General features: G+C 58.9%; 23 protein-coding genes. 8 read left to right on the top strand and 15 right to left on the bottom strand.

Going from position 1 to position 26,124, the window contains the following annotated elements; genetic code table 11:
- Positions 1-12 precede the first annotated feature (12 nt).
- On the top strand, positions 13-1,497 hold the full coding sequence (locus EGY08_RS07830; protein WP_123828375.1) for a sugar ABC transporter ATP-binding protein: 1,485 nt from the start codon (positions 13-15) through the stop codon (positions 1,495-1,497).
- A 19-nt stretch (positions 1,498-1,516) separates the two neighbouring features.
- On the top strand, positions 1,517-2,539 hold the full coding sequence (locus EGY08_RS07825) for an ABC transporter permease (RefSeq protein ID WP_170873311.1): 1,023 nt from the start codon (positions 1,517-1,519) through the stop codon (positions 2,537-2,539).
- A gap of 44 nt (positions 2,540-2,583) precedes the next feature.
- On the opposite strand, the gene EGY08_RS07820 is transcribed toward EGY08_RS07825, so the two are convergent.
- The 7 genes from EGY08_RS07820 to EGY08_RS07790 are packed head-to-tail and all read right to left on the bottom strand — an operon-like array spanning position 2,584 to position 9,013.
- Positions 2,584-3,825: a Zn-dependent hydrolase gene (locus EGY08_RS07820; RefSeq protein ID WP_123828374.1), complete on the bottom strand. Its 1,242-nt coding sequence runs from the start codon at positions 3,823-3,825 to the stop codon at positions 2,584-2,586.
- The gene (locus EGY08_RS07815) at positions 3,822-4,304 is read right to left on the bottom strand and encodes an L-2-amino-thiazoline-4-carboxylic acid hydrolase (RefSeq protein ID WP_004130135.1); all 483 of its coding nucleotides are present in this window, start codon (positions 4,302-4,304) and stop codon (positions 3,822-3,824) included. Before EGY08_RS07815 ends, EGY08_RS07820 begins: the two co-directional genes overlap by 4 nt.
- Before the next feature lie 17 nt (positions 4,305-4,321).
- Positions 4,322-5,479, bottom strand: a complete 1,158-nt coding sequence (locus EGY08_RS07810) for a branched-chain amino acid ABC transporter substrate-binding protein (RefSeq protein ID WP_049113820.1) — start codon at positions 5,477-5,479, stop codon at positions 4,322-4,324.
- A 26-nt stretch (positions 5,480-5,505) separates the two neighbouring features.
- Entirely contained in the window at positions 5,506-6,225 is a 720-nt protein-coding gene (locus tag EGY08_RS07805) for an ABC transporter ATP-binding protein (protein ID WP_123828373.1), read from the bottom strand.
- Positions 6,218-6,985, bottom strand: a complete 768-nt coding sequence (locus EGY08_RS07800; protein WP_049113817.1) for an ABC transporter ATP-binding protein — start codon at positions 6,983-6,985, stop codon at positions 6,218-6,220. The genes EGY08_RS07805 and EGY08_RS07800 overlap by 8 nt, the downstream gene beginning before the upstream one ends.
- The gene (locus tag EGY08_RS07795) at positions 6,982-8,088 is read right to left on the bottom strand and encodes a branched-chain amino acid ABC transporter permease (RefSeq protein ID WP_049113815.1); all 1,107 of its coding nucleotides are present in this window, start codon (positions 8,086-8,088) and stop codon (positions 6,982-6,984) included. The genes EGY08_RS07800 and EGY08_RS07795 overlap by 4 nt, the downstream gene beginning before the upstream one ends.
- A 10-nt stretch (positions 8,089-8,098) precedes the next feature.
- On the bottom strand, positions 8,099-9,013 hold the full coding sequence (locus EGY08_RS07790) for a branched-chain amino acid ABC transporter permease (protein ID WP_227507310.1): 915 nt from the start codon (positions 9,011-9,013) through the stop codon (positions 8,099-8,101).
- Positions 9,014-9,220: 207 nt separating this feature from the next.
- Between EGY08_RS07790 and EGY08_RS07785 the strand changes: the two genes are divergently transcribed.
- The 4 genes from EGY08_RS07785 to licT all read left to right on the top strand — a co-directional run bounded on the left by EGY08_RS07785 (position 9,221) and on the right by licT (position 14,499).
- Positions 9,221-10,150, top strand: a complete 930-nt coding sequence (locus EGY08_RS07785) for a LysR substrate-binding domain-containing protein (protein ID WP_032742070.1) — start codon at positions 9,221-9,223, stop codon at positions 10,148-10,150.
- Positions 10,151-10,361: 211 nt separating this feature from the next.
- Positions 10,362-12,242: a beta-glucoside-specific PTS transporter subunit IIABC gene (locus tag EGY08_RS07780; protein ID WP_123828372.1), complete on the top strand. Its 1,881-nt coding sequence runs from the start codon at positions 10,362-10,364 to the stop codon at positions 12,240-12,242.
- The gene (locus EGY08_RS07775; protein ID WP_004130145.1) at positions 12,239-13,663 is read left to right on the top strand and encodes a glycoside hydrolase family 1 protein; all 1,425 of its coding nucleotides are present in this window, start codon (positions 12,239-12,241) and stop codon (positions 13,661-13,663) included. Before EGY08_RS07780 ends, EGY08_RS07775 begins: the two co-directional genes overlap by 4 nt.
- Complete coding sequence (gene licT, locus EGY08_RS07770) at positions 13,660-14,499, top strand: BglG family transcription antiterminator LicT (RefSeq protein WP_004130146.1); 840 nt, start codon at positions 13,660-13,662, stop codon at positions 14,497-14,499. Before EGY08_RS07775 ends, licT begins: the two co-directional genes overlap by 4 nt.
- Before the next feature lies 1 nt (position 14,500).
- Here the strand turns inward: licT and EGY08_RS07765 are convergent, their stop codons facing one another.
- The 8 genes from EGY08_RS07765 to EGY08_RS07730 form a co-directional block, all read right to left on the bottom strand.
- A complete protein-coding gene (locus EGY08_RS07765; protein ID WP_049112201.1) occupies positions 14,501-15,505 on the bottom strand; it encodes a LacI family DNA-binding transcriptional regulator in 1,005 nt (334 codons plus the stop codon).
- Positions 15,506-15,535: 30 nt separating this feature from the next.
- Positions 15,536-16,936, bottom strand: a complete 1,401-nt coding sequence (locus tag EGY08_RS07760) for a sucrose-6-phosphate hydrolase (RefSeq protein ID WP_123828371.1) — start codon at positions 16,934-16,936, stop codon at positions 15,536-15,538.
- On the bottom strand, positions 16,936-18,306 hold the full coding sequence (locus EGY08_RS07755) for a sucrose-specific PTS transporter subunit IIBC (RefSeq protein ID WP_004130149.1): 1,371 nt from the start codon (positions 18,304-18,306) through the stop codon (positions 16,936-16,938). The genes EGY08_RS07760 and EGY08_RS07755 overlap by 1 nt, the downstream gene beginning before the upstream one ends.
- A 136-nt stretch (positions 18,307-18,442) precedes the next feature.
- Complete coding sequence (locus EGY08_RS07750) at positions 18,443-19,960, bottom strand: carbohydrate porin (protein WP_004130150.1); 1,518 nt, start codon at positions 19,958-19,960, stop codon at positions 18,443-18,445.
- A 165-nt stretch (positions 19,961-20,125) separates the two neighbouring features.
- Positions 20,126-21,049, bottom strand: coding sequence for an aminoimidazole riboside kinase (locus EGY08_RS07745; RefSeq protein WP_049115002.1), 924 nt, complete (start codon positions 21,047-21,049; stop codon positions 20,126-20,128).
- A gap of 281 nt (positions 21,050-21,330) precedes the next feature.
- Positions 21,331-22,122 (bottom strand): ABC transporter ATP-binding protein, encoded by a 792-nt coding sequence (locus EGY08_RS07740; RefSeq protein WP_004130152.1) that lies wholly within the window; start codon positions 22,120-22,122, stop codon positions 21,331-21,333.
- A complete protein-coding gene (locus tag EGY08_RS07735; protein ID WP_004130153.1) occupies positions 22,119-23,201 on the bottom strand; it encodes a FecCD family ABC transporter permease in 1,083 nt (360 codons plus the stop codon). Before EGY08_RS07735 ends, EGY08_RS07740 begins: the two co-directional genes overlap by 4 nt.
- Before the next feature lie 6 nt (positions 23,202-23,207).
- Positions 23,208-24,326: an ABC transporter substrate-binding protein gene (locus tag EGY08_RS07730; protein WP_123828370.1), complete on the bottom strand. Its 1,119-nt coding sequence runs from the start codon at positions 24,324-24,326 to the stop codon at positions 23,208-23,210.
- 274 nt (positions 24,327-24,600) lie between these two features.
- Between EGY08_RS07730 and EGY08_RS07720 the strand changes: the two genes are divergently transcribed.
- Both EGY08_RS07720 and EGY08_RS07715 read left to right on the top strand, forming a co-directional pair.
- Positions 24,601-24,993: a hypothetical protein gene (locus EGY08_RS07720; RefSeq protein ID WP_004130158.1), complete on the top strand. Its 393-nt coding sequence runs from the start codon at positions 24,601-24,603 to the stop codon at positions 24,991-24,993.
- A 298-nt stretch (positions 24,994-25,291) separates the two neighbouring features.
- Entirely contained in the window at positions 25,292-25,762 is a 471-nt protein-coding gene (locus tag EGY08_RS07715) for an RcnB family protein (protein WP_123828369.1), read from the top strand.
- The last annotated feature ends 362 nt before the right edge of the window (positions 25,763-26,124 follow it).

The following is a 26,124-nucleotide window of genomic DNA, read 5'->3' as shown; positions in this document are numbered from 1 at the left end:
CGGAGGTGAAGTATGAACGCTTTTGCACTTGAAGCCGAAGGGATCAGCAAATTCTTCCCCGGCGTGAAGGCGCTCGACAACGTCTCATTACGCGTGCGCCCGGGGACGGTGCACGCGCTGATGGGCGAAAACGGCGCCGGAAAATCCACGCTGATGAAATGCCTTATCGGGATCTACCGTCCCGATAAGGGCGCGATCCGCGTTAAAGGGGAGCGGGTCCAGTTTCAGGATACCATGGACGCGCTGCGCTCCGGGATCTCGATGATCCACCAGGAGCTGAACCTGGTGCCGCATATGACGGTGGCGGAAAATATCTGGCTCGGCCGCGAGCCGATGAAATACGGTTTTGTCGATCATCGCCAGCTTGCCCGGCAGACGCAGGATCTGCTGGATAAACTGAATATCCGGCTATCCGCCGACCGGCTGGTGGGAGAGTTAAGTATCGCCTCCCAGCAGATGGTGGAAATTGCCAAAGCGGTTTCGTGGAACGCGGATATTGTGATTATGGATGAGCCGACCTCGGCGTTAACCGAGAGCGAAGTGGCGCATCTGTTTACCATTATTCGCGATTTACGCCAGCAGGGAAAAGCCATTATTTATATCAGCCATAAAATGGATGAGATTTTTGCGATTACCGATGAGATCAGCGTATTTCGCGACGGCACCTGGGTCGGGAGTAAACAGACGACTGAGTTTACCCGCCAGTCGCTGATTACCCAGATGGTCGGCCGGGAGCTCACCCAGCTCTTTCCCAAGTTCAATAACGCCATTGGCGAAGAGGTGCTGACCGTCCGCAACCTGTCGCGCAAGGGGGCCTTTCACGATATCAACTTTAGCGTACGCCGCGGCGAGATCCTCGGCGTGGCGGGGCTGGTGGGGGCCGGGCGCAGCGAAGTGATGGAGAGCCTGTTCGGCATGGAGAAAGCGGATAGCGGCGAAGTGCTGATTGATGGGATGCCGGTCAATATTGATTCACCTTCAACGGCGATTGAGAAAGGGATGGCGCTGCTGACGGAAGACCGGAAAAAGTCCGGGCTGTTTCTCGTGCTGTCGGTGCTGGAGAATATGAGCATCGTTAAAATGCCGGAATATATCGGTAAAACCGGCTTTGTTCAGCACCTCAAAATGGCCGAAGACTGCATGGAGCAGATCCGCCGCCTGAATATTAAAACCCCCACCATGGATCAGATTATTAATAACCTCAGCGGCGGTAATCAGCAGAAGGTACTGATTGCCCGCTGGCTGCTGGCCCAGCCGAAAATACTGATTCTCGATGAGCCGACGCGCGGAATCGACGTCGGGGCGAAAGCGGAAATTTACCATCTGATCAGCGAGCTGGCCAACCGCGGCGTGGCGGTGATTATGGTCTCTTCAGAATTGCCTGAGATTCTCGGGATGAGCGATCGGGTAATGGTCATGCATGAAGGGCGTATTACCGGCATCCTCGATAAAGAGGACGCCGACCAGGAAACCATTTTGTCGTTGGCATCCCATTGAGGCACAGAGAATGAGCAATATGAAAATAACGGCGACCCCGATCACTGAGAAACCCTCTTTCTTTGGGCAATTACGCCACCGGCTGCCGAAAGATACCGGGATATTTATCGTCATGCTGGTGATTGCCCTGACTTTTGAAATTGCCGGCTGGTACGTCCGCGACCAGTCCTTTTTATTAAACACCAATCGTTTGATATTAATTGTTTTACAGGTAGCGATTATCGGTATTATCGCCGTCGGGGTCACCCAGGTCATTATTACCACCGGCATTGACCTCTCCTCCGGCTCGGTGATCGCTCTCGCCGCCGTGGTGGCGGCAAGCCTTGCGCAAACCTCCGATAGCCTGTCGCCGATGTTCCCGTCGCTGGTTAATATGCCGGCGATTATCCCGATTGGCGCCGGCATCGGCGTCGGCCTGCTGTGCGGCTTAACCAACGGCTTTCTGGTGACCCGCACCGGCATCCCGCCGTTTATCGCGACGCTTGGGATGATGGTGTCGGCGCGCGGTCTGGCGCAGTATTACACTCAGGGCAACCCCATCAGCTTCTTATCCGACAGCTTTACCGCCATCGGCCAGGGGGCGATGCCGGTGATTATTTTCTTCGTCGTCGCCGCGGTGTTCCATATCGCCCTGAAGCATACCCGCTACGGTAAATACGTTTACGCTATCGGCGGTAACATGACGTCGGCCAAGGTCTCCGGTATCAACGTGAATAAATACCTGGTGATCGTCTATGCCATCGCCGGGGCGCTCTCCGGCCTCGCGGGCGTGGTGCTGGCGGCGCGCGTCAGCAGCGGGCAGTCGAGCATGGGCATGTCCTACGAGCTGGATGCTATCGCCGCGGCGGTTATCGGCGGCAGCAGCCTGATGGGCGGGGTAGGGCGCATCACCGGGACCTTAATCGGCGCGATGATCCTCGGCCTGATAAAAAGCGGGTTTACCTTTGTCGGCGTCGACGCCTACGTGCAGGATATTATCAAAGGCATCATTATCGTCGCGGCAGTGACTATCGATATGCGCCGCAACCGCAAAAAGCATTGATCGGCAATAGCCCACGGCCTTTACTGCCGTGGGCCATGTCGCGTTTACGCCGCGCCGCAAGCGGGCTCATCCGCGGCAAGACGTAAACTGTTGAGCAGCACGTTCGCCCCTTTCTCCGCCCATTCCGGCAGAATGTTCTCCGCTTCGTTATGGCTAATCCCCTTCTCGCAGGGAATGAAAATCATGCTGGCGGGCGCGACCTTGCTGATATAGCAGGTATCATGCCCGGCGCCGGAAACGATGGTTCGGGCGCTGTAGCCCAACGCTTCCGCCGCCCGCTGGCTGCGCGCCAGGCATCCGGCATCAAAGGCAATGGGCGCGTAATCAAAAATACGCTCGATGTTTGCCGTCACGCCGCGCGCCGCCAGCGCTTCTGCGGCGCGATGCAGCGAGAGCTCCATCGCTTCCAACGCCGGGGTTTGCGGATGACGAAACTCGACGCTGCACGCCACGCCTCCCGGCACCACGTTGCGCGAGCCCGGTATGACCTGCGCCATGCCGATAGTCGCGCGCCCGTCGGGATGGTGGGCGATACCGATTTGCTCCACCGCCAGCGCCAGCTCGGCGAAGGCGGTCAGCGCGTCGCGGCGGCTGCCCATCGGGGTGGTGCCGGCGTGGGCGGAAAAGCCCTCGAGGGTGATATTGAACCAGCGCTGGCCCATGGCCGCGTGAACAAGGCCGATATTAACGCCTTCTTCTTCCAGAATCGGCCCCTGTTCGATATGTACTTCGTAGCAGGCGTGGAGCGGGAAGGCGGCGGCCGGACATTCCCCGCGATAGCCGATAGCTTCCAGCGCCGCGCCAACGCTGATGCCGTCGCGGTCTACACGGGCGAGGGCGAAATCTTCGCTAAACTGCCCGGCCCATACGCCCGATGCCAGCATCGCCGGGGCAAAGCGCGCGCCCTCTTCGTTGGTCCAGTTCACCAGCACGATATCGCGTTCGGTCTCAATGCCGAGATCGTTTAGCGTGCGCAGCGCCTCCAGACCGGCGAGGACGCCGTAAATGCCGTCATAGCGGCCGCCGAGCGGCTGGGAGTCGACGTGGGAACCGGTCAGCACCGGGGCTAAATGCGAATTTTTACCGGCGCGGCGAATAAACATATTGCCCATGCTGTCGACTTCGCAGGGAAAGCCGGCTTCCCGCGCCCACTGGCGCAGCAGGTCGCGCGCCTGACGATCCTCTTCGCTGAGCGCCAGCCGGGTCACGCCGCCCGCGGGCGTGGCGCCGAGCAGCGCCATCTCGTTGAGCGTCGACCACAGACGTGCGCCGTTGACGGTTATCATGACTTGTCCTTTTGCACGCGATAGCGGAAGTCGCAGCACTTACCGCCCTGCATGATGGTGGTGGTGCGGGTCAGCTCCACGTCCGGCGCATAGCCGACGATAAATTTATCGTCGCGGGCGCAGGAGAGCAGGTGGCCAATCTCGCCGAGGCCCATTTCGTGGTACATCTCGGCGTAGCGGCAGCGGTTCACGTTGTAGTTATACTGCTGGTCGTCGGCGTCCAGCACCGTGACCTCCAGGGCGTTATCTTTCTCCCACAGATACTGCAGCGCGACAAAGCTGCGAATATCCGCGCCGTCAGGCTCCTGGCGGGCAAACGCTTTTCCCGCCTCAATGGCGGCGTTTTCAATGGCTTCGCCGATGACCGCCTGGGCGCGAGCCTTACCTATCTCGCGCACCAGGATGGCGTAAATCGGCTTGATTATTTCTGCTTCAATTTTGCGGCGGGCGAGAATGCCCAGCTCGTTATTATCACTCATCACATTGCCTCACTGCGTTACTTCGTTGTTGCGCCGCCGAGTACGGTTTGCGGCTGCCATTTGCCGTCGACGACTTTATAAACGGTAAAGGTTGGCGATTTCAGGTTGCCCTCTTTATCAAAGGCGATTTGTCCGGTCACGCCAGCGTAATTAATGACGCGCAGGGCGGGCAGATAGTCGGCGGGATCGACGGAGTCGGCTTTTTCCATCGCCGCGACCAGCACGCGGGTGGCGTCATAGGCGAACGGCGCATGCAGCTCGATATGGGTGTGATAGCGCGACTGATAAGCCTGCTCGAAGGCTTTACCGCCCGGCATCTGCTCAACCGGCAGTCCCGGCTCCAGCGCCACCACGCCGTCGCCCTCTTTTTGCGCCAGCTGGAGGAAGGTCTGGCTAACGAAGCCGCCTGCGCCCATCAGGGTGGCGTTCATGCCCAGCTGTTTGATGCGGCGCGCCAGCGGGGCGGCCTGACTATCGACGCCGCCAAAGAAAATCAGGTCGGCGTTTTTGCTGCGGATCGCGGTCAGCACGGCGCTGAAGTCGACGGTTTTGTCATCGACGTACTGGCGGTCGACGATGTTGATTCCCTGCGCTTCCAGCGACTTAATAAATTCATCCGCCAGCCCCTGGCCGAAGGCGGTACGGTCATCGATAACCGCGATGCGTTTGGCCTTCAGGGTTTGTACCGCGTACTGTCCGGCAAACTGTCCGCCGTCATCGTCGTGGCCCATCACGCGGAAGCTGGTGTCGAAGCCCTGTTTGGTGTAGGCGTGCCCGGTGGCGACCGGCGCGACCTGGGCGATGCCCGCATCATGATAAACCCGCGCAGCGGGAATGCTGGTGCCGGTGTTCCAGTGACCGACGACGCCCGCGACGCCGCTGTCCACCAGACGCTGGGCGACGGCAACGGCGGTGCGTGGGTCGGACTGATCGTCTTCCGACTGCAGCTTGAAGGTTACCGCCTTGCCGCCGATGGTCGGATGCTGCTTGTTGATATCGTCAATCGCCAGCTGCGCGCCGTTTTCCAGATCCTTGCCGATACGCGCGGAAGGGCCGGTGAGCGGGCCTGCCAGGCCGATAATGACGGTTTCGCTGGCCGCGGACCACGCGGCGGATGAGGCAAAACCACTGAGCAGAATAGCGGCGCTGAGCGCACTGATTTTTACTGTTTTCATTGTTTTTCCCTGATGCTGGTTGTTTGTTAAACGGGCATTTCGCCCAAATAAATCTGTGCAATACGGTCATCGGCCAGCAGCGTCTGCGACGGACCGCGCTCGACGATGTTGCCGCTGTCCATCACCCAGGCGCTGTCGGTAGCCTCAAGAGCCAGGCGTGCGTTCTGCTCAATCAGCAGCAGCGCGACGCCGCGCTGGCGCAGGGTGGCGATGACGCGAAAAATGTTCTCGACCATCAGCGGCGCCAGGCCCATCGACGGTTCGTCGAGGATCAGCAGACGCGGCTGGCTGAGCAGGGCGCGGTTAAGCGCCAGCAGCTGCTGTTCGCCGCCGGAGAGCAGCCCCGCCAGCTGATGCTGACGTTCGCCAAGACGCGGAAAGTTTTCGAAAATGGCGCGCATCTCCTGTTTGACCGCCGCCCCGTCGCGACGCAGCCACGCGCCCATTTGCAGGTTTTCCAGCACCGTCATGCGTGCGAAGATTCCACGACCTTCCGGCACCATCACCAGCCCTTCACGCAGCAGGGATTCGGCCCGACGTTTGCGTATCGGCTTGCCGTTAAACAGAATGTCGCCGCTAAAGGGTTCCAGCCCGGTAATGGCGCGGACGGTTGAGCTTTTGCCCGCCCCGTTGGCGCCGATAAGCGTGGCCTGCTCACCCTCTTTCACGCTGAAAGAGACGTCGCGCACCGCCTGGATGCCGCCGTAATGAACGCTAAGCTGGTTGACGGTTAATAAATCAGACATGGGCACTGCCTCCCAGCCAGGCGGCGATCACCGCCGGATCGCGGCGTACGCTATCCGGCGTGCCGCTGGTTAACGTTTTGCCATAATCCAGCACCATCAGGCGATCGCAGATCCCCATTACCAGCTTGACGTCATGCTCAATCATCAACAGCGTTTTGCCGTCGTCGCGAATGCGCAGCAGCAGTTCGCCAAGGGCCATCTTCTCGGCGGCGTTCATTCCGGCCGCCGGTTCATCCAGCGCCAGCAGGCGTGGTTCGGTGGCCAGCGCGCGGGCAATCTCCAGCCGCCGCTGGTGACCATAGGCGAGGTCGCAGGCGCGATAGTGGGCGAACTGCGCGACGCCGGTATAGTCCAGCAGGTGCCAGGCCAGCTCGCGGGTTTGCGTCTCCTCGGCCCGGGCCCGTTTATGACGGGAGAGCGCGGCCCACAGGCCGTTGCGGGTGCGTACGTGGCGGCCCACCATAACGTTCTCCAGTACCGACATGTTGTTAAACAGCCGCACGTTCTGGAAGGTGCGGGCGATGCCCGCGGCGGTCACTTTCTCAATATTGTTCGGAAAATAGGCTTCTCCGCCGATAGCGAACTCGCCGCTGTCCGCCGGGTAAAGCCCGGTAATCAGGTTAAAGCAGGTGGTTTTCCCTGCGCCGTTGGGGCCGATCAGGCCGTAGATTTCACCCTGATTAATGCTCAGCGATACGTTGTCGACCGCCGTCAGACCACCGAAACGCTTCGTCATATGGCGTACGCTTAACAGGCTCATGCTTTCGCTCCTTGATGTCGCGCGGGCCAGATGCCCTGAGGGCGCAGCAGCATGACCAGCACCAGCGCCATGCCGTAGAACAGCTGGCGCAATACTTCCGGGTCAATCAGCACTTCGCCAAACAGCGCCTGCTGTACCGGCGCCGCCTGGCTGCGCAGCAGCTCCGGCAGCGCGGTCAGCAGCACCGCGCCGAGGATCACGCCGGGGATATGCCCCATGCCGCCCAGCACTACCATCGCCAGGACCGCAATCGACTCCTGCAGGGTAAAGGATTCCGGCGAAACAAAGCCCTGAAATGCGCCGAACAGCGCGCCCGCCACGCCGCCGAATGAGGCGCCGATAGCGAAAGCCAGCAATTTGTAGTTACGCAGGTTAATGCCCATCGCGCGGGCGACGTCTTCATCCTCGCGGATCGCGTGCCAGGCCCGGCCGATGCGCGAATGCTGCAGCCGCAGGCAGACGAAAATAATTGCCACAATCACCAGCATCAGCAGGTAGTACCACAGCCACAGCGCCGGGACTTTAAAGCCAAACCAGTGATAAACGCCGCTAAACTTGAGGCCGAACAGATTCAGCGAATCGACCCCGGAGAGGCCTTTTGCGCCGTTGGTGATGTTGACCGGACGGTCGAGGTTGCGCATCAGGATGCGGATAATCTCGCCGAACCCGAGGGTGACGATGGCCAGATAGTCGCCGCGCAGCTTCAGCGTCGGCGCGCCCAGCACGATACCGCAGCCTGCCGCCACCAGCGCGGCCAGCGGAATAATCACCAGCCAGGAGGTGTGCAGGCCGTCCGGAAACCAACTATTCAACATCGGGAAGACGTCCAGCAGATGCGGTGAGGCCAGCAGTGCCGCCAGATACGCGCCCACGGCGTAAAAGGCGATAAAGCCCATATCCAGCAGGCCGGTATAGCCGACCACAATATTTAGCCCCAGCGCCAGCATAACGTAGAGCAGGGCGAAGTCGATGACTCGCACCCAGTAGTTACCGCCGAGCTGGCTGGCGACCATCGGCGCCACCAGCAGCGCGCAGACGAACAGGGTCATCCCGGACCAGAAGCGGCGGGAGACGGCAGGCGTATCGAGTTGTGCCGTTGTCATGATTTTTCTCCTAAGCCCGGTGCGCGACGCGTTCGCCGAGCAAACCGGCCGGGCGGAAGACCAGCACCAGGATCAGCACCATAAAGGCGAAAATATCCTGGTAGTTGCTGCCGAAGACGCCGTGGGTCAGGTCGCCGAGATAGCCCGCCCCAAGGGATTCGATAAGGCCCAGCAGCAGGCCGCCGATCATCGCGCCGCGAATATTGCCGATGCCGCCGAGTACCGCGGCGGTAAAGGCTTTAATGCCGGGTAGAAAGCCCATGGAGAAACCAGCGCTGCCGTAGTTGCTGGCCATCATCACACCAGCCAGCGCGGCGAATACGCCGCCGATGGCGAAAGTGAGGGCGATAATCGTGTTAGGGTTAACGCCCATTAGCGTAGCGATGCGTGGATTTTCCGCTACCGCGCGCATACCGCGGCCTAAGCGGGTGTATTCCACCAGCAGCCACAGGCCAAGCATCACCGTGAGGGCCAGCGCGACGGTGACGATACCGGTGACGGTAACGAGAGCCGGAGGATGCGCTGCGCTGCCGTGGGTCACGGCGATCGGGTCCATCGGCAGGATCTGCGGGAACATCAGCGGATTGCGCGACCAGACGATCATCGCTACGGTTTGCAGCAGCACCGAGACGCCGATCCCGGAGATCAGCGGCGCCAGGCGCGGGGCGTTGCGCAGGCGGCGGTAGGCAAAGCGTTCGACCGCCATCGCCAGCAGGGCGCAGACCGTCATGGCCAGCAGCAGCGCCAGCCCGAGCTGCGCCAGCGGCGGCAGAGTGGGGAAATGCGCGTTCAGGGCGTGCATCCCGGAAAGGGTGGTCAACGCGCCGACCATCAGAATGTCGCCGTGGGCAAAGTTAATAATGCGCAAGATGCCGTACACCATGGTATAGCCGAGCGCGATCAGGGCGTAGATGCTACCGAGCATGACCCCGTTGATGATTTGTTGTATGAGTGTGTCCAACTGATTGTTCCGACAAGATGCTCAAATAATCGCTACCATCCAACAAATGAATTAAATTGTAAAATACGCATATATTCTTTCTTATTATAAATATGTTGTTAGATATCTTTATGATTTCAAATATAATTTAATAGTTCATCGGATAGCGAAATGCGCTAAGAAAATCAACATATGAAAAAAACAGAACAATCAGCGGGGCCGGTTAGCTGGTCGGAGAGTACGTTGGCCAACGATCCGCCGCTGCGGGCAGTGCGCGCCTTCGAGGCGATCGCACGCCTCGGCAGCGTGACCCTGGCGGCGCAGGAGCTGGCGATATCGCCCTCGGCGGTTAGCCATCAGCTCAAGGTGCTGGAGGGCTATTTGCAGATCCCGCTCACCGAACGGCAGGGGCGACGGCTGACTCTCAGCCAGCAGGGGCGGGAGTATTACCGCTCGATCCGCGCGGCGTTTAACGTACTGCGTCAGGCCACCGAGCATCTCGTCGAGCAGGTGCAAACCCAGCAGGTGACGATCAGCCTGATCCCGCTGTTTGGCATGGGCTGGTTTATTCCCCGCCTGCCGTCGTTCGTGCACGCGAACCCGCATACCGAAATCAACGTGGTTTACGCTAACCACCGCAACTATCTTAGCGACGCTTCCGATATGTCGATCCGCTTTGGCAACGGTCACTGGGTGGGCTATCAAAGTGAAAAGCTGATCTCCGGCAGAATGGTGCCGGTATGCAGTCAGGCTTTTCTCCGCCTCCATGGGCATATTGATACCCCGGAACAGCTGTTGCAGATGCCGCTGCTGCACGACGAGGAGCGCACGACCTGGAATCAGTGGTTTGTGCAGCAGGGAGTGAAGCGCCCGCCGCGCTCGACCGGGCCGCTGTTTGAGGACGGCCTGCTAACCCTGGCGGGCGTACAGGCCGGGCTGGGCTGTGCGCTCATGCGCGAGCCGCTGATCGCTCCCTATCTGAAGAGCGGCGAGCTGGTGAAAATCTTTGATGCGGCAATTGATGATGGCCGGGATTATTATCTCTGCGTACGTCAGGATAGCGAGATGACCCCCAACGGTAAACTATTGCAGAGTTGGCTACGCCAGCAGGCCCTCGGTTGATATTTAGTTAAGAATTTACTTAAGCCAGCTCACACTTTTGTTCGGTCGCCATTGTCATTACGCAGGGGCGCTTAGATAATCCGCCGAAATAACCCATTTTTATGATGGCGTGCTACTGCGAAAGCAGGCAAGACCAAAATAGAAATGCTCTCCCGCCAAGGGGAGCGTCTCTGTTTTGGTCTTTTTTTTTGCCCCAACACCAGGGAACACTATGAACTATAACGAAACAGCAGACAAAATCCTCCACGCGGTGGGCGGTGCGGAAAATATCCGCATGCTCACCCATTGCGCGACCCGGCTGCGCATGGAGTTCAACGACCGCGCAAAGGTAAACGATGCGCAGATTGGCACCCTCCCCGGCGTAATCAGCGTGGTGGAGAAGGGCGGCCAGTTCCAGATTGTGATCGGCAACGAGGTGCAGCAGGTTTATCGGCGGCTCAATAAGGCGCTGCCGGAGAAAAAAGGCCCGGCAGGCGGCGATAAAAATGCGAAGCCGGTCGGCATCGTCGCACGGATTATCAGCGTTATTTCGACCACCTTTACCCCGGTGATCCCGGCGATTACCGGCGCGGGGATGATTAAAGCGCTGTTGGCTATTCTCAAGCTCACGGGGGTGATTAGCGAAACCAGCTCGACGTATCAGCTGCTGAATATTATTGCTGATGCGGCCTTCTTCTTCCTGCCGGTGCTGCTGGCCTACGGGGCGTCGCTGAAGTTTGAATGCAACCCCATTCTGGCGATGACCCTCGCGGGCGTGCTGCTGCATCCGGGCATTGGCCAGATGCTGGCGGCCGGTAAAGCGGTCGATTTTGTTGGCATCAACGTCCTGCTGTCCGATTACGCCGGTTCGGTGCTGCCGATTATTCTGACCGTGTGGCTGATGTCGTGGGTGGAGCGCTTTGCCGAAAAAGTGTCGCCATCGATTATCAAGTTTTTCGTTAAGCCGATGCTGATCCTGCTGATTACCGCGCCGCTGGCGCTGGTGGTGGTCGGCCCGGCGGGCATTTTGCTTAACGATCTGGTCGCCGCCGGAGCGGGCGCTATCGACCGCCACGCCAGCTGGTTGATCCCGATGCTGATGGGCACCCTGCAGCCCTTCCTGATCATTACTGGTACCGCCTGGGCGATGACGCCGATCGCCACCGGCCAGCTGAGTAAAAGCGGTTACGAGATGATTAACGGACCGGGGATGCTGGCGTCCAACGTGGCGATGGGGGCGGCGACGCTGTGCGTGGCGCTGAAAACCAAAAATAGCAACCTGCGCCAGCTGGCCTCTTCATCGGGCTTTACCGCGCTGCTGGGGATCACCGAACCGGCGCTGTACGGGGTGCTGCTCAAGTTCCGCCGCGTGCTGATTGCCGCGATGATCGGCGGCGGCTGCGCCGGGGTCTACGCCGGAGTGAGCGGGCTGGTGCGCTACGCGTTTGTCTCGCCAGGCCTCGCGGCGCTGCCGGCGTTTATCGGCGAAAACCCAATGAACATCGTCCATGCGCTGGTGACCTGCGCGATCTCCATCGTGGTGACCTTTACCCTGACCTGGTTTATCGCCTTTAAAGATACGCCTGAGGATCAAGAAGAGGTCAGCGAGGCGCCGCAGCCTGCGGTGAGCCCGAAAAGCGAAGGGGAGACGGAAGTATTCAGCCCGCTGCGCGGCAAGGTGGCGGCGCTCAGCGAAGTGAACGATGACGTCTTTTCCGGCGGTCTGCTGGGCGAGGGGTTGGCGATTCGTCCCGAGGAAGGGGTACTGCGCGCGCCGTTTAGCGGCACGGTGATGATGTTCCTGCCCTCCTGCCACGCCGTTGGCCTGCAGAGCGACAGCGGTCTTGAGCTGCTGATCCATATCGGTATCGACACCGTTAATCTTAACGGCCAGCACTTTAGCTCTACGCTGAAGGTGGGCGATAAGGTGGAAGCCGGACAGGCGCTGATCCGCTTTGATATTCCCGCCATCGAGCAGGCCGGGTATGACCTGATTACGCCGGTGATTGTGGTCAACGGTGACGAGCAGCACTCGCTGCGCCTGACCGCCGCCGCACAGGTCGATTACGGCGAGCAATTGATGGTGCAATCCGCTAAGGAGGCGCAGGTATGATTTATCAAAAGAAAGCGCAGTTCCCGGACGGTTTTCTGTGGGGCGCGTCCACCTCGGCCTATCAGGTCGAGGGCGCGTGGAATGAAGAGGGTAAAGGCCCCTCGGTGGTCGATATGCTCAGCCATCCGCCGGGAACGGCGGACTTCCGTATCGCCAGCGACCACTATCATCGGGTGGAGGAAGACGTCGCGCTGATGGCGCAGATGGGGCTGAAGGCTTACCGCTTTTCGGTGGCCTGGTCGCGGGTGATACCTGACGGCGACGGCGCGGCGAATCCGGCCGGGCTGGCCTTTTATCACCGCCTGATCGACGCCCTAACGCGCCATGGCATCACCCCCATCGTCACGCTGTACCACTTCGACCTGCCATGGGCGCTGGAGCGAAAAGGCGGCTGGCTGAACCGCAAAACCGGGGAGGCGTTCGTGCGCTATGCCCGGCTGCTGTTCAGCGAGTTTGCCGATAAAGTTGCGCTCTGGCTGACCATTAACGAACAGAACACCATGATCCTGCATCCCGGCGCGATTGGCGTGCCCGCCGATCGCGAACTGCCGGACAAGAAAGCCCTGTACCAGCAGAATCACCATATGATGCTGGCCCAGGCGCAGATCTTCGCCCTGTGCCACCGCGAATTCCCCGGGCTGCGCATCGGCCCGGCGATAAACACTACGTCGATGTACGCCGAAAGCTGCAAACCGGAGGACGCCATCGCCGCGCATAACTGGGAGACGCTGCGCTGTTGGAGCTTTTTGGATGTGGCGGTACATGGCCGCTACAACGCCTTAGCGTGGGCGTATTTACTGGACCGCGGTCTTGCGCCGGAAATGCAGCCAGAAGATGCGTTGATTTTGCAGCAGGGACGGCCGGATTTTATCGCCATTAACTATTACTCCACCGCCACCATTGCCGCCAGCCGGGGCGATGGCGGCGACGTTGCGCCCCGCGCCGGGGACCAGCAAATTATGCTGGGCGAAGAGGGGGTTTATCGTCCGGCGGAAAACCCGTGGGTTGGCAAAACCCCCTACGGCTGGGTGGTTGATCCGGTGGGGCTGCGCCTGACGCTGCGTAAAGTGTGCGAACGCTACGGCCTGCCGATTCTGATTAGCGAAAACGGCATGGGCGCGCCGGATAAGCTGGAGCATGACGGGACGGTAAATGACGACTATCGCATCGCCTTCTTACAGGCGCATATCGAGCAAATGCGTCTGGCGATAGCCGACGGCGTCGAGCTGATGGGCTACTGCCCGTGGGCGGCGATTGACGTGGTCAGCACCCATCAGGGATACGCCAAGCGCTACGGTTTTATTTATGTCGATCGCGGCGAGGATGACCTGAAGAGCCTGCAAAGGATCCGCAAACGCAGCTTCTGGTGGTATAAGGATGTCATCGCGCAAAACGGCAACCACGACGAGTCGCAGAGATGATTGTTCAGAAGGTGCTCAATAATAGCCTGGTGCTCTCTATGGATGACGATAGCAGGGAGGTTATCGTCATGGGGAAAGGCATTGGCTTCAACAGCAGACCCGGGGATGAGATCGCCCCGGAGAAGATTGAGAAGCTGTTCGTGACTCAGGCGCTCGGCGCCCGCAGCGGCTATCTTGAAGCGCTCTCCGCCATTCCGGACGAGGTGATCGAAATGGCGGCGATGATTATTTCCCGCGCCAATATGCAGCTTGCCAGCAAGGTTCGCGAGCAGATTTTCTTTACCCTCGCCGACCACTTGACCTTTGCCATCGAGCGCAGCCGCAAAGGGATCGCCATTCAAAATCGCCTGCTGCCGGAAGTCAGGCGTTTTTATCCGCAGCAGTTCCGCGTCGCCAGCGAGGCGGTGACGATTATTCGCCAGCAGTACGGGATTGAACTGCCGGAGGAGGAAGCCGGGAATATCGCCTTTCATCTGGTAAACGGCCAGAGCGAGGGCGACGACGTGGCGCAGACCATGCAGTCGGTGAAGATGCTGAAGGATATTTTTAATCTCGTGCAGTATCACTTTAAACAGCAGATAGATACCGACTCGATTAACTACTCGCGTTTTCTGGTCCATATGCAGTTTTTCCTCCAGCGTTTACAAGAGGGAGAGCTGGACGGCGCGCGGGACAGTTTTCTGCTGGTGCAGGTGATTAAGGCGTATCCGGAGGCGTACCGCTGCGCGCTGCTGATCCGCGATTACGTCAAAGCCCAGCTCGATATCACCCTCGGCGGCAACGAGCTGCTGTGGCTCACCGTTCATCTGGTGCGGATCGCGGGCCTGGATGCGTGAATCACCGATGCCGAAACTGCAGCGTCGCCGGCAGGTAGCGCTGTAGCGGCTCGGGCGTATTGCCGTCAATCAGCTGGCTGATTAAATCGTAGCAGTGCCAGGCCAGCTGGCGGTTGTCCTGCTGGACGGTATCAATACGCAGCGATAGCGAATCGTAGAGATAGTGATCGTCAAAACTTGCCAGGTGGATGTCTGAATCCAGCAAATGGTGCTGGCTCATATAGCGCAGCACCCCTTCCAGTAGACCGCAGGCGGCGGTAAACAGCGCCTTTGGCGGCCGACCCAGACGCGCACAGAGGGCGGCGAACATCTCATAGCCGGAGCTGGGATGGTAGTTGCCGTTGATCACCCACTCCGGGCGCAATTCAATACCCGCCTGGTCCAGACCCTGCGTAAACCCGGCCAGACGATCTCGGGAGGGCGACAGACGCGGCTGCCCGCCTAAAAACCAGAACTCATCGCGATGCTGAGGCGCGATGCGGGAAATCAGCTCCGCCGTCGGGGTAATTGAATCGGTCATCACCAGCGGCAGGGCGCTTTCATTAGGGCAGCGGTCAAACAGCACCACCGGCAGCTGTTCGCTGAGCTTCAGGTAGTCGGCATCGCTGTGCATACAGGAGGCGACGATCAGCCCGTCGACCTGGCGGGCAATCATGTTATTGACCACCATGCTCTCCTGACCGGGGTTTTCGTCGGTACAGGAGATCAGCAGCTGGACGCCCGCTTCGCGGCACAGCATCTCCAGCTCATGGGAAAAGACCGCAAAGCCGTAGTTGGTGATCTCCGGCACCACCAGGCCGATGGTGTGGCTGCGGTTATCGCGCAGCGAGCGGGCGTGAATGCTCGGCTGATAGTGCTGCTCGCGGGCAATCGCCAGCACGCGCTCGCGCGTCTCCTGCGCTACGCGCAGCTCTTTGCCACGCCCGTTGAGCACCAGGCTAGCGGTCGCTTTGGAAACGCCCGCCAGTTCGGCGATATCTTTAATGGTTACGCGTTTGGTTTTCATTACGACGCCATGAGCCTGAAAGCAAAACGCTTATTCTATCATGCATGTTCGCAGCGGCCAGTAGCAGAATGCATCCGGCGCGCTGCCGGAGAAAATCAGCTGCGACGGATAATCCGGGAAGCAGCGGCTGCTCATTACGCTTTCGCCGTCGTTAATGAAAATTTCCACGCTCGACCGATCGATGAAAATCCGCAGCGTGCGGACCTCGCCGCGCCAGTAGCGATAGTGCATCTCGTCGCTGGCGAGGCTGCGTCGCGCCAGACGGATACCGCTGGCGTTGCGCTCAAGGGTTAACGCGCCGCCGAAATCAAGGCTTAGCGCGTCGTCGACGGCGGTTTGCAGATTGATTTCCATCGGCGCCAGCGGTAGGGCGTTCCCCGACCAGCCGTGCGCTTCCCCGCGCAGGGCGGTCAGCTCGCGCAGCGGACGCTGGTAGAGCTGACCGTCGATAAACTCCAGCTCGCGCAGGCAGGTCATCTGATGGATCCAGCCATGAGCGAGCGTTGGCTGAAGCATCTCTTCGCCGTCCGGGACGCCCATCCAGCCGACCAGCAGGCGGCGGCCATCGCGGGTGTGCGTAGTTTGCGGGGCATAAAACTCAAATCCGGCGTCCAGCTCGTGCAGCTCGCCGTGTTTGAACGCAGCGCGTTCGTAGTCGACATCGCCGCTCATCCATACCGCCGGATAGGTATTGAGGAAACGCTCTTCTTCACGGGCTATCCCCTGCGGGCAGCAGATCAGAATATGCTGGTCGCCGAGCGGAAACAGATCCGGACACTCCCACATATAGCCCGCGTCGCTCAGGCCGTTAATGCCGTCGCCGGCGATTTCGCCCTCGCTGCGCCACTGATGAAGGCCCGGGGAGCTGAGCAGCAGCACCTTACCGCGCTTTTGCCGATCCTGCGCCCCCAGCACCATGTACCAGCGGTCTTGATGCCGCCAGACTTTCGGGTCGCGGACGTGGCCGGTATAGCCCTCCGGCAGCGGCAGGACCGGACCGAGCTTAGTGAAGGTACCGTCGGCGTTTTCCGTCGCCAGGCACTGCCACGCGGTTCGGCCGCCATCATTGAACTTCACGTTGCCGGTGTAGCACAGGGTGAGCGTACCGTTGTTATCCACCGCGCTGCCGGAGTAGCAGCCGTTGCGGTCGTACTCTTCATCCGGCATCAGCGCAATAGGCTCATGCCGCCAGTGCAGCAGATCCGCTGAACTCCAGTGCGCCCAGCATTTGAACTTATGATCGCAGGCGAGCGGGTTCCACTGGTAGAACAGGTGATAGCGCCCGGCAAACTCGACAAACCCGTTGGGGTCGTTCATCAGCCCGGTGACTGGCGCATGGTGCCAGCGGGGATAATGGCTATCGGCCAGCGCGCGCGGCTGGCCCTGCATAACGGCCTGCAAAATCGCAGGCAGACGTGATGGAAGTGACATTATTCAGCGTCCGTTTTGTATTTCAGCAGCAGAGAGACGACGAAAGCGACGCCAAAGGCGATGACCATGCCGATAATGTAGTTCAGCAGCGAGCTGGCCTGCACGATGGCCATGCCGGGAATCGCCGTCAGGCCGACTGCGCTCATATAGACGTGCACGGACACGACCCACGCGCCGCCCGCCGCGCCGCCGATCAGCGCCGCGATAAACGGCTTCATGAAACGTAAGTTGATACCAAAAATCGCCGCCTCGGTGATGCCCAGCATAGCGGAAAACGCCGAGGGCAGCGCAATGGCTTTGATTTTGACGTCTTTGGTTTTAAACCATACCGCCAGGCAGGCGCCGCCCTGGGCGACGTTGGCCATGGACCAGATCGGCAGCAGGAAGTTGACCCCGATGGACGGGTTGCCCAGCAGGCCGGCTTCGATGGCGTGGAAGCTGTGGTGAATACCGGTAATGACGATAACCGAATAGAGACCGCCAAACAGCAGTCCGGCCAGCCAGCCGGCATGGCTAATCAGGGTACTCAGGACAAACGAGATGCCGTCGCCGAGCGCGCGACCGGCCGGGCCGATAATCAGTAGGGCGATAAAACCGGAAATAATCACCGTCAGGAATGGCGTCAGGATCAGGTCCAGCGCATCGGGGATCGCGCGACGCAGCTGCTTCTCAACGATACTCATAAACCATACCGCCAGCAGCACCGGGAACACCGTCCCCTGATAGCCGATCATGGCGATCTCGAGGCCGAAGAAGTTCATGGTATGGAAACCGGCGGCCACGCCCCAGGCGTTAGTTAGCGCCGGGTGGGTCAGAATGCCGCCGAGCGTCGCGCCGAGGTAGGGGTTACCGCCGAATTCGCGGGCCGCGGTAAAGCCAATCAGGATCGGCAGAATGATAAACGCCGCCGAGCTGCACATATCCAGCATGATGTAGAGGGCGTTGCTCGGGTCAACCCAGCCGTAGGTTTTGACCATTCCCAGCAGGCCCATCAGCAGGCCGGAGGCGACGATTGCCGGGATAATCGGCACGAAGATGTTCGACAGCAGGCGCGCGATACGCTGGAAAGGGTTAAGCTTTTTCGCCGCGATGTCGGCGGCTTCCGACTTGCTCGATTCGCTAATTCCTGCCGCCTGAATAAAGGCGGCGTAGACTTTGTTCACCACCCCGGTGCCGAAAATAATCTGCATCTGCCCGGCGTTACGGAAACAGCCCTTAACCCCTTCAATTTTGCCGATGGCCTGCTGGTCGGCCAGCGAATCATCGACCAGCACCAGCCGCAGACGCGTGGCGCAGTGCGCGGCGCTGGCGATATTTTCCTTGCCTCCCAGAAGCGGAAGCAGCGAGCGGGAAATCTGTTCAAAATCCATAGTACCCTCTGAATGCGTAAAATTTTCGTGTTGTCGTCCCGTGTTCACGGGGGCGCAGTTTCTGCGTCGTTATCCTGTCCGGGGCGACAACGCGCGCGTAGCCGCCCCGGATGTTCCTGTCGTCAGACGTTACCCGTCAGAACCAGGTTTCCATCTGCATACCGAACGACCATTCGCCGCCCGATTTAAAACCACTGCTGCCCAGCGCGTCGTCACTGGCGTAATTATTCAGTTTTTTGCTCCAGTCCATCCACGAGGTATAAAGGCGGATTTCAGGACGGCTGAAGAAATCACCGATACTGCCGACCTTAAAGGTCGGGGCGAAGGTGAGCTTGTAGAAGCTACCGTTCACCGCATGGCGATCGTTATAACCTTCAGGTTTAAGATCCATATACTGGTAGCTGCCTTCGTAAGCGAGAGCGAAGTTCTGGTTGATCTCCTGGATTAGACGCATGTTGAGCGTTGCCCACTGATAGCTGTCGCCCTCGGCATAACGATCTTTACTGCTTTGCGCCAGGATAGCCGGGGCGATAAACCAGTTTTTGCTGAGCGGCGTGGTGCCGTAGCTGGCGAAGCGCCAGGTGTTGGCTCCCGAGCGTAACGCGCCGTCAGAGCCGATGCCTTTAACTTCCGCGCCCAGGCCGTGACCGTAGAGCAGGGCGGTTTTGCTGGTGCCTTCACGCAGGCCGTAAAAACTGTCGTTATGCAACCCGAGCAGCGCATGGGTCCCGGTATTTGCCGCATCGCCTTTGACCGGATTACCGTTGGTATCCTGACGTTCATCGTTGTCTTTTGCCCGCATCCCGCTGACCATCACCTGCACCGGACCGATAAAGTTGTTCATGCTGACGATATAGTTCTGCACGCTGTTGCTCGAATCAGCAATATCGCCGAAGTTGCGTCCGTAGAGAGAGAAGTTACTGCGAATGCTATCGTTCCACCTGACGTCGTAAATACCGCCCCCGGTACCGGCGAGGAACACAACGTCAGAGTCAATCCAGTGAATATCAAAGTTGTCGCGATCGAAGCGTTTCCCGGCCCACAGGGTGGATCCTTTAAACGGCCCTTCGAAGGCAGGCAGGTTGCCCAGTTCGACGAAAGCCTGGCGAACGTTCAAATCACTGGTGCTCGCCGTCCAGTCGTTATAATTGGTTTGTCCGTCGGCGACCATCACTTTGAAGCGGGTCGTCGCGCCATTATCCAGGGTCTGCTTATGTTCAAGATTCATTTCAACATAGGTATCGGCCTGGTTTCCCAGACGGCCGATAGCCCCGCCGGTTTCCCCCGCTGGCGTCATATAGGCGCCGGATTTGGTGCTGGCGGCGGAATCATTCATTATCACGCCGGAGCGGGCGTAGCCGTGAAACTCAAAGCCGCTTTTCTCATCGGCTTTTTTCTCAAGTTTGGCGGTACGTTGAACCACTTCCTGCGTCGTGTCCTGATTTTTTTGCTGCTGGGTGGTCAGCTGCTGGACTTTTTTCTCCGCCGACTCGGCGCGGTTTTCCGCGGTTTGCGCTCTGTTTTCCGCCTCCTGCAGGCGTTTTTCCAGCGCGACCAGGCGGGCTTCTATACTGCTGAGGTCCGTTTGCGCGTGGGCTGAGGCGGCGCCGGTTAGCAAAGCGATAAGGACCGCGAGTGTGCTTTTTTTATACATGCTGGTTGCATCCCGAAAGTAAAATTTGAAAATGTTGTTTTTTGCTAAACCGGTTTAGGCGCTATGTTAAGCATGAGCCTTAACATTTTGAAATGGATTTTGCTAAACCGGTTTAATAATTGTGATGGATGCAACAAAGTGGGCCGCGCACGACGGCCTGAACAATCAAAACTGGCGATTAAGGTCGCGCTGGTATGGCAGAGCGGTCATCGCGCCTTTCGCCGTTGTCGCCAGAGCGCCGCAGGTTTGCGCCAGCGTCAGGGTGGGTTCCAGCCCTTCGATATCCGTCGGCATCCCTTTGGCGGCAAGGCTTGCGAGCAGTCCGGCGACAAAAGCGTCGCCCGCGCCGGTGGTGTCCACGCTGACCACGGGCTTGGCGCTGAAATGGGTAAACTGCTGCTGGAAAGCGGCAAGCACGCCCGCTTTGCCCTGGGTGACCAGCAGCAATTCAGGCTGGTAGCGCGCGGTGATGCTGGCGATGCCTTGCGCTAAATCATCACTTCCGCTGATGAATACCAGTTCCTCTTCCGACAGCTTCACCACGTTGGCCATGCGCAGGGCGCGATCGAGGCAGGCGTGCAGCAGCTCCTGATCCTGCCAGAGGTCCGGGCGGATATTGGGGTCAAAGCTAACCCGGCCGCCAGCTAGCTTGATTTTCTCCATAGCCGCGAAGGTGGTGCTGCGGCTGGGCTCGGCGCTAAGCGCGATAGAGCAGACGTGCAGCCACTGGTTGGCGGTAAACTGCGGCAGGTCTTCTTTCGCCAGGAACAGATCCGCGCTTGGGCGCACCATAAAGGTAAAGGTGCGTTCGCCCTGATCGTCAAGGTCGACCACGACGGTGGAGGTTCGGTGCTCGCCGTCGAGGCGCATGTGGCTGACGTCGACCAGCTCCTGCTGCAGCGTGTGGCGCATAAAGCGGCCAAACGGGTCGTCACCGACGCGCCCGATAAACCCGCTGATGCCGCCAAGACGGGCGATACCTACCGCCACGTTGGCCGGCGCGCCGCCGGGGCAGCGCAGCAGGCGGCCTTCGCTCTCCGGCAGCAGGTCAACTACCGCATCTCCCAGAACCCAAACTTTTGCAATCATGCTGAAAAATCTCCATAGCTAAACTTAGTTAAACCGTTTTAGCACATTAAAGCATAGCGACAGGATCAGGGGAACGTTACGGGCGGAAAAGTGCGAACCAGGGCATAAAAACGTGAGCTGGTTGGCAAAAGATTGATGATTCGGCCAGGCGGGAGGGGCTGCCGGTGGCGACGGGTGATATGGCGGCAAAACGCGGTATGCCGGAGAGGCGCAGCGCGCTGCCTCCGGCAAAGCCCAGGCAGAGAAGGGCTCTCAGGGCTGATGTTCAACGCCGAGCCTGCTCAAGCTCCCGCCGCCAGACCGTCGATAATCACCTGCATCACACCCTGAGAACAGGGCTCGATGCGCCCGCGCACGCCGTAAACCGCCGCCAGAGCCTGCGGGGTAATCACCTCGGCCGGCGCGCCGTCCCCCTGCAGTTGCCCCTCTTTTAACATCAGCACGTGATCCGCATGGCGCAGGGCGATATTGATGTCGTGAACCACCACCAGCGTGATGATGTTGCGCCTCCGCGTCTCCTCGCGCACCAGATCCATCACGTGGAATTGATAGTTTAAATCCAGCGCGCTAAGGGGCTCATCCAGCAGCAGGAGAGCCGGTTGGCGGATAAGCGATTGCGCCAGGCCGACGAGCTGCTTCTGCCCGCCGGATAGCCGGTCGAGGTAGCTCAGCGCCAGATGTTCAATGCCTAGCTGGCGCAGTAGCGACATTACCTGCGCCTGATTCTCCGGGCTGTGCGCTCCTCCGGCGGCGCGTTGAGCGACAATAATCGACTCCAGCACCCGCAAGTGCACGCCGGCGGGCAGCGTCTGCGGCAGGTAGACCACTTTTTCCGCTCGCCGGGCAAAGGGGAGGGCAAGCAGATTCTCACCGTCCAGCGACAGCTCGCCCGCGGACGGCCCCAGCCCGGCCATCGCCCGCATCAGGGTGGATTTTCCGCTGCCGTTGGGGCCGAGCAGCGCGGTGATTTTACCGCGCTGCAGCCTCGGTACCGTCAGGTCGCGGATCACCTGGCGTCTGGGATAACCGGCGCTGAAATGGGTCAGCGCCAGTCCGGATACAACCTGGCTCATACGTGCCCCCGATGACGCAAAATGATGCTCAGGAAAAAAGGCACCCCCACCAGCGAGGTCACGATGCCAACCGGAATTACAGCGCCGGGGATCAGGTTTTTTGCCGCAACCGAAGCCAGCGACAGGACGAGGGCGCCGATTAACGCGCTGGCCGGCAGGTAAAAGCGGTGATCTTCGCCGAAAACCAGTCTGGCGATATGCGGCGCTACCAGGCCGATAAAACCGATTGGGCCAACGAACGCCACCGAAATCGCCGACAGAACGCTGATGCGCAGCAGGGTGGTCAGGCGCAGGCGGCGCACGTTGATGCCGAAACTGACGGCCCGGTCTTCGCCGAGGCGCAGCGCGGTCAGCTTCCACGCGCTGCGCATGGATAGCGGCATGACGACCGCCAGTATCGCAAACAGGATCCCCACCTTTTGCCATGAAGCGCGGTCAATGCTGCCCATCGTCCAGAACACCAGCCCCTGGAGGGTATCTTCGTTGGCGACAAACTGCAGCATCGATACCAGCGCATTGAAGGTAAACACCAGCGCGATGCCGAACAGAATGACGCCGGAGGTGGCGACCTGTGTCCAACGCGTAATGCCGTCCAGCAGCAGCGCCGCCAGCAGGGCGAAGATAAAAGCGTTGGCCGAGACAAACCACTGGCCGGGAATGCCGGGAATACCCATCCCCAGCACGATAGCCAGCGCCGCGCCGAAGGCCGCCGCCGATGAGACGCCGAGCGTAAACGGGCTCGCCAGCGGATTGTTAAGGATGGTCTGCATTTCAGCTCCGGCGAGGCCGAGAGCCAGGCCGACGACGACGGCCATCAGCGCATAGGGCATGCGGATATCCCAGACGATCGCTCGCGTTCCGGCGCTGGCGCTGCCCGGGTCGGTAAGAGTTTGCCAAAGCGCCTGCAGCGACAGACCCGATGGCCCCATGACGAAGTCGAGCAGCAGCGAGGCAATAATCAACAGCGTCAGCAGCAGCAGCATGATGGCACGGCGGCGCACAATGTGACGATAGTTTGCCATGACGTCACGGCTATCGACGCCAAACGCGACGATATCGGATTCAGAAGAGAGACTCATGGCTCATTACTCACCTTGTTGCCAGGAAAAAACAAACGGCAGATCGGGCAGGGTGGTGAAATGACGAACAATGTAGTGCCAGCTGTCGTCAGGGTTGAGGCCGCTGAAGGTCTGGGGATAGATATCCTTCGCCAGATACGCCATACCGACGATATTCCACGGATGGTTATAGAAGTGGTGGTAAATGCCGTAAGCGCGTTTTGCTTCGATCGTCGGGATGTTGCTCACGCCGGTGCGCGACAGCAGCCGCTCCGCCTGGCGATTGACCTCCTGGGGATCGGCCTGTAAACCGAGCGGCAGCACCTGGCTATTCCCGCGTTTTGAACCGGTCATAATATAGGCATCCGGCTTCATGCTAATCACTTTTTCCAGCGACACAAATCCGGAAGCGCCCGGCAGCAGATGCGAACCGATATTGTTCGCGCCGACGGCTTCGACCAGACCGCCCCAGCCGTTGTGGCCGTGCGTGAAGCAGCAGGCATCGCTATTACCCGCCAGCGCCTCGACAAAAACGTTAGCCTTCGGGGTGATGTTCGCGGTTTTCTGGCGGATGGCGTCCAGTTGCTGACGGTAATAGTCGGTATAGGCTTTGGCGTTTTCTTCACGGTTAAGGACTTTCCCCAGCAGATCGATACTCGGGGCGGTGTCTTTGCCGGGGTTGATTTCATAATCGACGAACAGCACGGGAATATTCAGCGCGCTGAGCTTGCTGATGACACCGCTCTCCTCCAGCGCGGGCTTCGCGCGAAGCTGGGCGATCATCAGGTCAGGCTGGCGGGAGATGACGCTCTCAAGGTCAACGTTGCCCTTATCGCTAAAGCCCATATCGAGGATCTGAGCGGATTGCGGCCACTTCTCCTGCAGCATTTTCCAGGTATTGATGTCCTGTTTTCTGGCCAGGTTATTCCATGCCACGACGCGCCTGAAAGGGTTGTCGCGGTCGAGCAGAGCCATGGCCATAATATCGCGACCATCCTGCAGGATAATGCGCTGTGGCTCATGCTGGAGCGTAATCGCGCGGCCGTCGAGATCGGTGACGGTGAGCGGATATTGCGCGGCAAAGCTTAAGAGAGGAGTGGAAATCAGGGCAGTAAGGATGAGCGAACCTACTGATTTTATTGCCATAATATGCGTTCCGTTTGCTAATTTATAAATATAATGATTCTGAGAATTATTCTCGTGTAAACATAAACGGCAAGTATATCAACGGCAAATGACTTAAAATGTAACAAATTTGTTGGAATTTATTCGAGCATCCAGAAGTGGGACGCGGCAGACCAAAAGTCGATAGAAAAGTCTGAAATCAGTTTTAAGAACAATCCCTAAAGCCAGACGGCAAAATCTTGTGCCATGCTAAATGCGACTCATAACATTAAGTTCGTTAGCGAGAGAGGATATTATGAAAAAAGCAATGATTGCATTATCGGCGATTCTGGTAGCAGCTCCTGTTTTTGCTGCAACAACGACACACGCAACCGACGATACCGTCGCGGCGGCCCATGAAGGGGCGAACACCGCGAAAGAAAAACTGCACGAGGCCCAGCACCAGGGCGAAGAGCAGCAGCTTAAAGCCAAACACGCGGCTGAAGGCAAAAGCGACAGCGTAGGCAGCGAAGTCAGCGAAGGCGCGCAGAAAACCTGGAACAAGACCAAAGAAGGGACTGAGAAGGGCTGGAACGCGACTAAAGAAGGCACCGAAAAAGGCTGGAATAAGACCAAAGAGGTCAGCAAAGAAGGCTGGGATAAAACCAAGCAGGGTGCTGAAGAGCTAAAAACTAAAGTCACTGAGTAATCACTGACTCTTTGCTAAAAAAGGCCGCGAAAGCGGCCTTTTTTGTTATTTAACGCGTATTGTTCAGCCTCGGGATAATATTTTTAACAGGTGATAATGCTATCCCCAATGAAAATCGATCCGGCTTGCAGTATACCCGGGAGCAGAGTAAATCCTGTGGCTGGGTTAAATGAGCGCAACCAATAAAAATGCGCCTTGAAAGACTAAGCGGATATGCCAGGAATTGTCCTGGTTATATTATTACTCACTATTCCTCCACATTTTCCTGGTACAAAGGAAATATATCAGGAGGTGTATTATGAAAAAAATTCTTTCACTGGCGATTATTTTATCTTGTGCTTTGACTTCCGTCTCCTGGGCGGATGGTCCTGGCGGCAACAACCACGGTCAGCAGCAGGTCTGGCAGCAAGACGCCGGCCGGGGCGGCCCGGACGGTAACCGTCAACAGGGGCCGCAGGCCAACAACCATCAGGGTAAAGGCGATAACCGTGGCCCGGCGCATGGTGACAAGGGGCCGCAGGGTAACCCTCATCAGGCGCGCCACGAGCGGGACCACTTCGCGTGGAACGGCCATGATTTCCGCAAAGGTCAGCCGGCCCCGGAACGTTTTCGCGGCAATGATTACCGGATAAACGACTGGAACGATCGCGGATTACCGGCACCGCCACGCGGGCAGCACTGGTCCTATATTGACGGTAACTATGTGCTGATTGCCGCCGCGACCGGGATTATTACGTCGATCCTGATCAACGGCGCGCTGAGCCACTAACTTTTTTACTTAACCTCGCCACCGCTTCCCCCGGAGGCGGTGCCCCGGGCTACCGATTCCCCCGCGTCTGAGGGATGGTAGTCCGGCTAGCCTGGCGCTATCGGGCGATGCCCACTCGCCCTTGTTTTCGCTTCAAATCCGCGCAAAAACTGCAAAGTTGAAAATATCATCCATGCGCCTCTTCTTTGCTGTTTTATCTGCTTATTTAGGCTTTATAAATGTGTATTGTGCTTCATGATTAATAAAAAGCAGAGAATGTAAGAAGTACCCTGGTTCAGGCGTTAGTAAAAGACGTCCGCTTCGCCTTTAAATCGCTATGAATAAATCAGATGAAAACCACGCGTGGAATAAGAAATCCTGCT

Source organism: Klebsiella sp. FDAARGOS_511 (assembly GCF_003812845.1).
Taxonomy (GTDB): domain Bacteria; phylum Pseudomonadota; class Gammaproteobacteria; order Enterobacterales; family Enterobacteriaceae; genus Klebsiella; species Klebsiella grimontii.
Note: the sequence above shows the minus strand (reverse complement) of the source record. Positions and strands in the feature narration are given on the sequence as shown.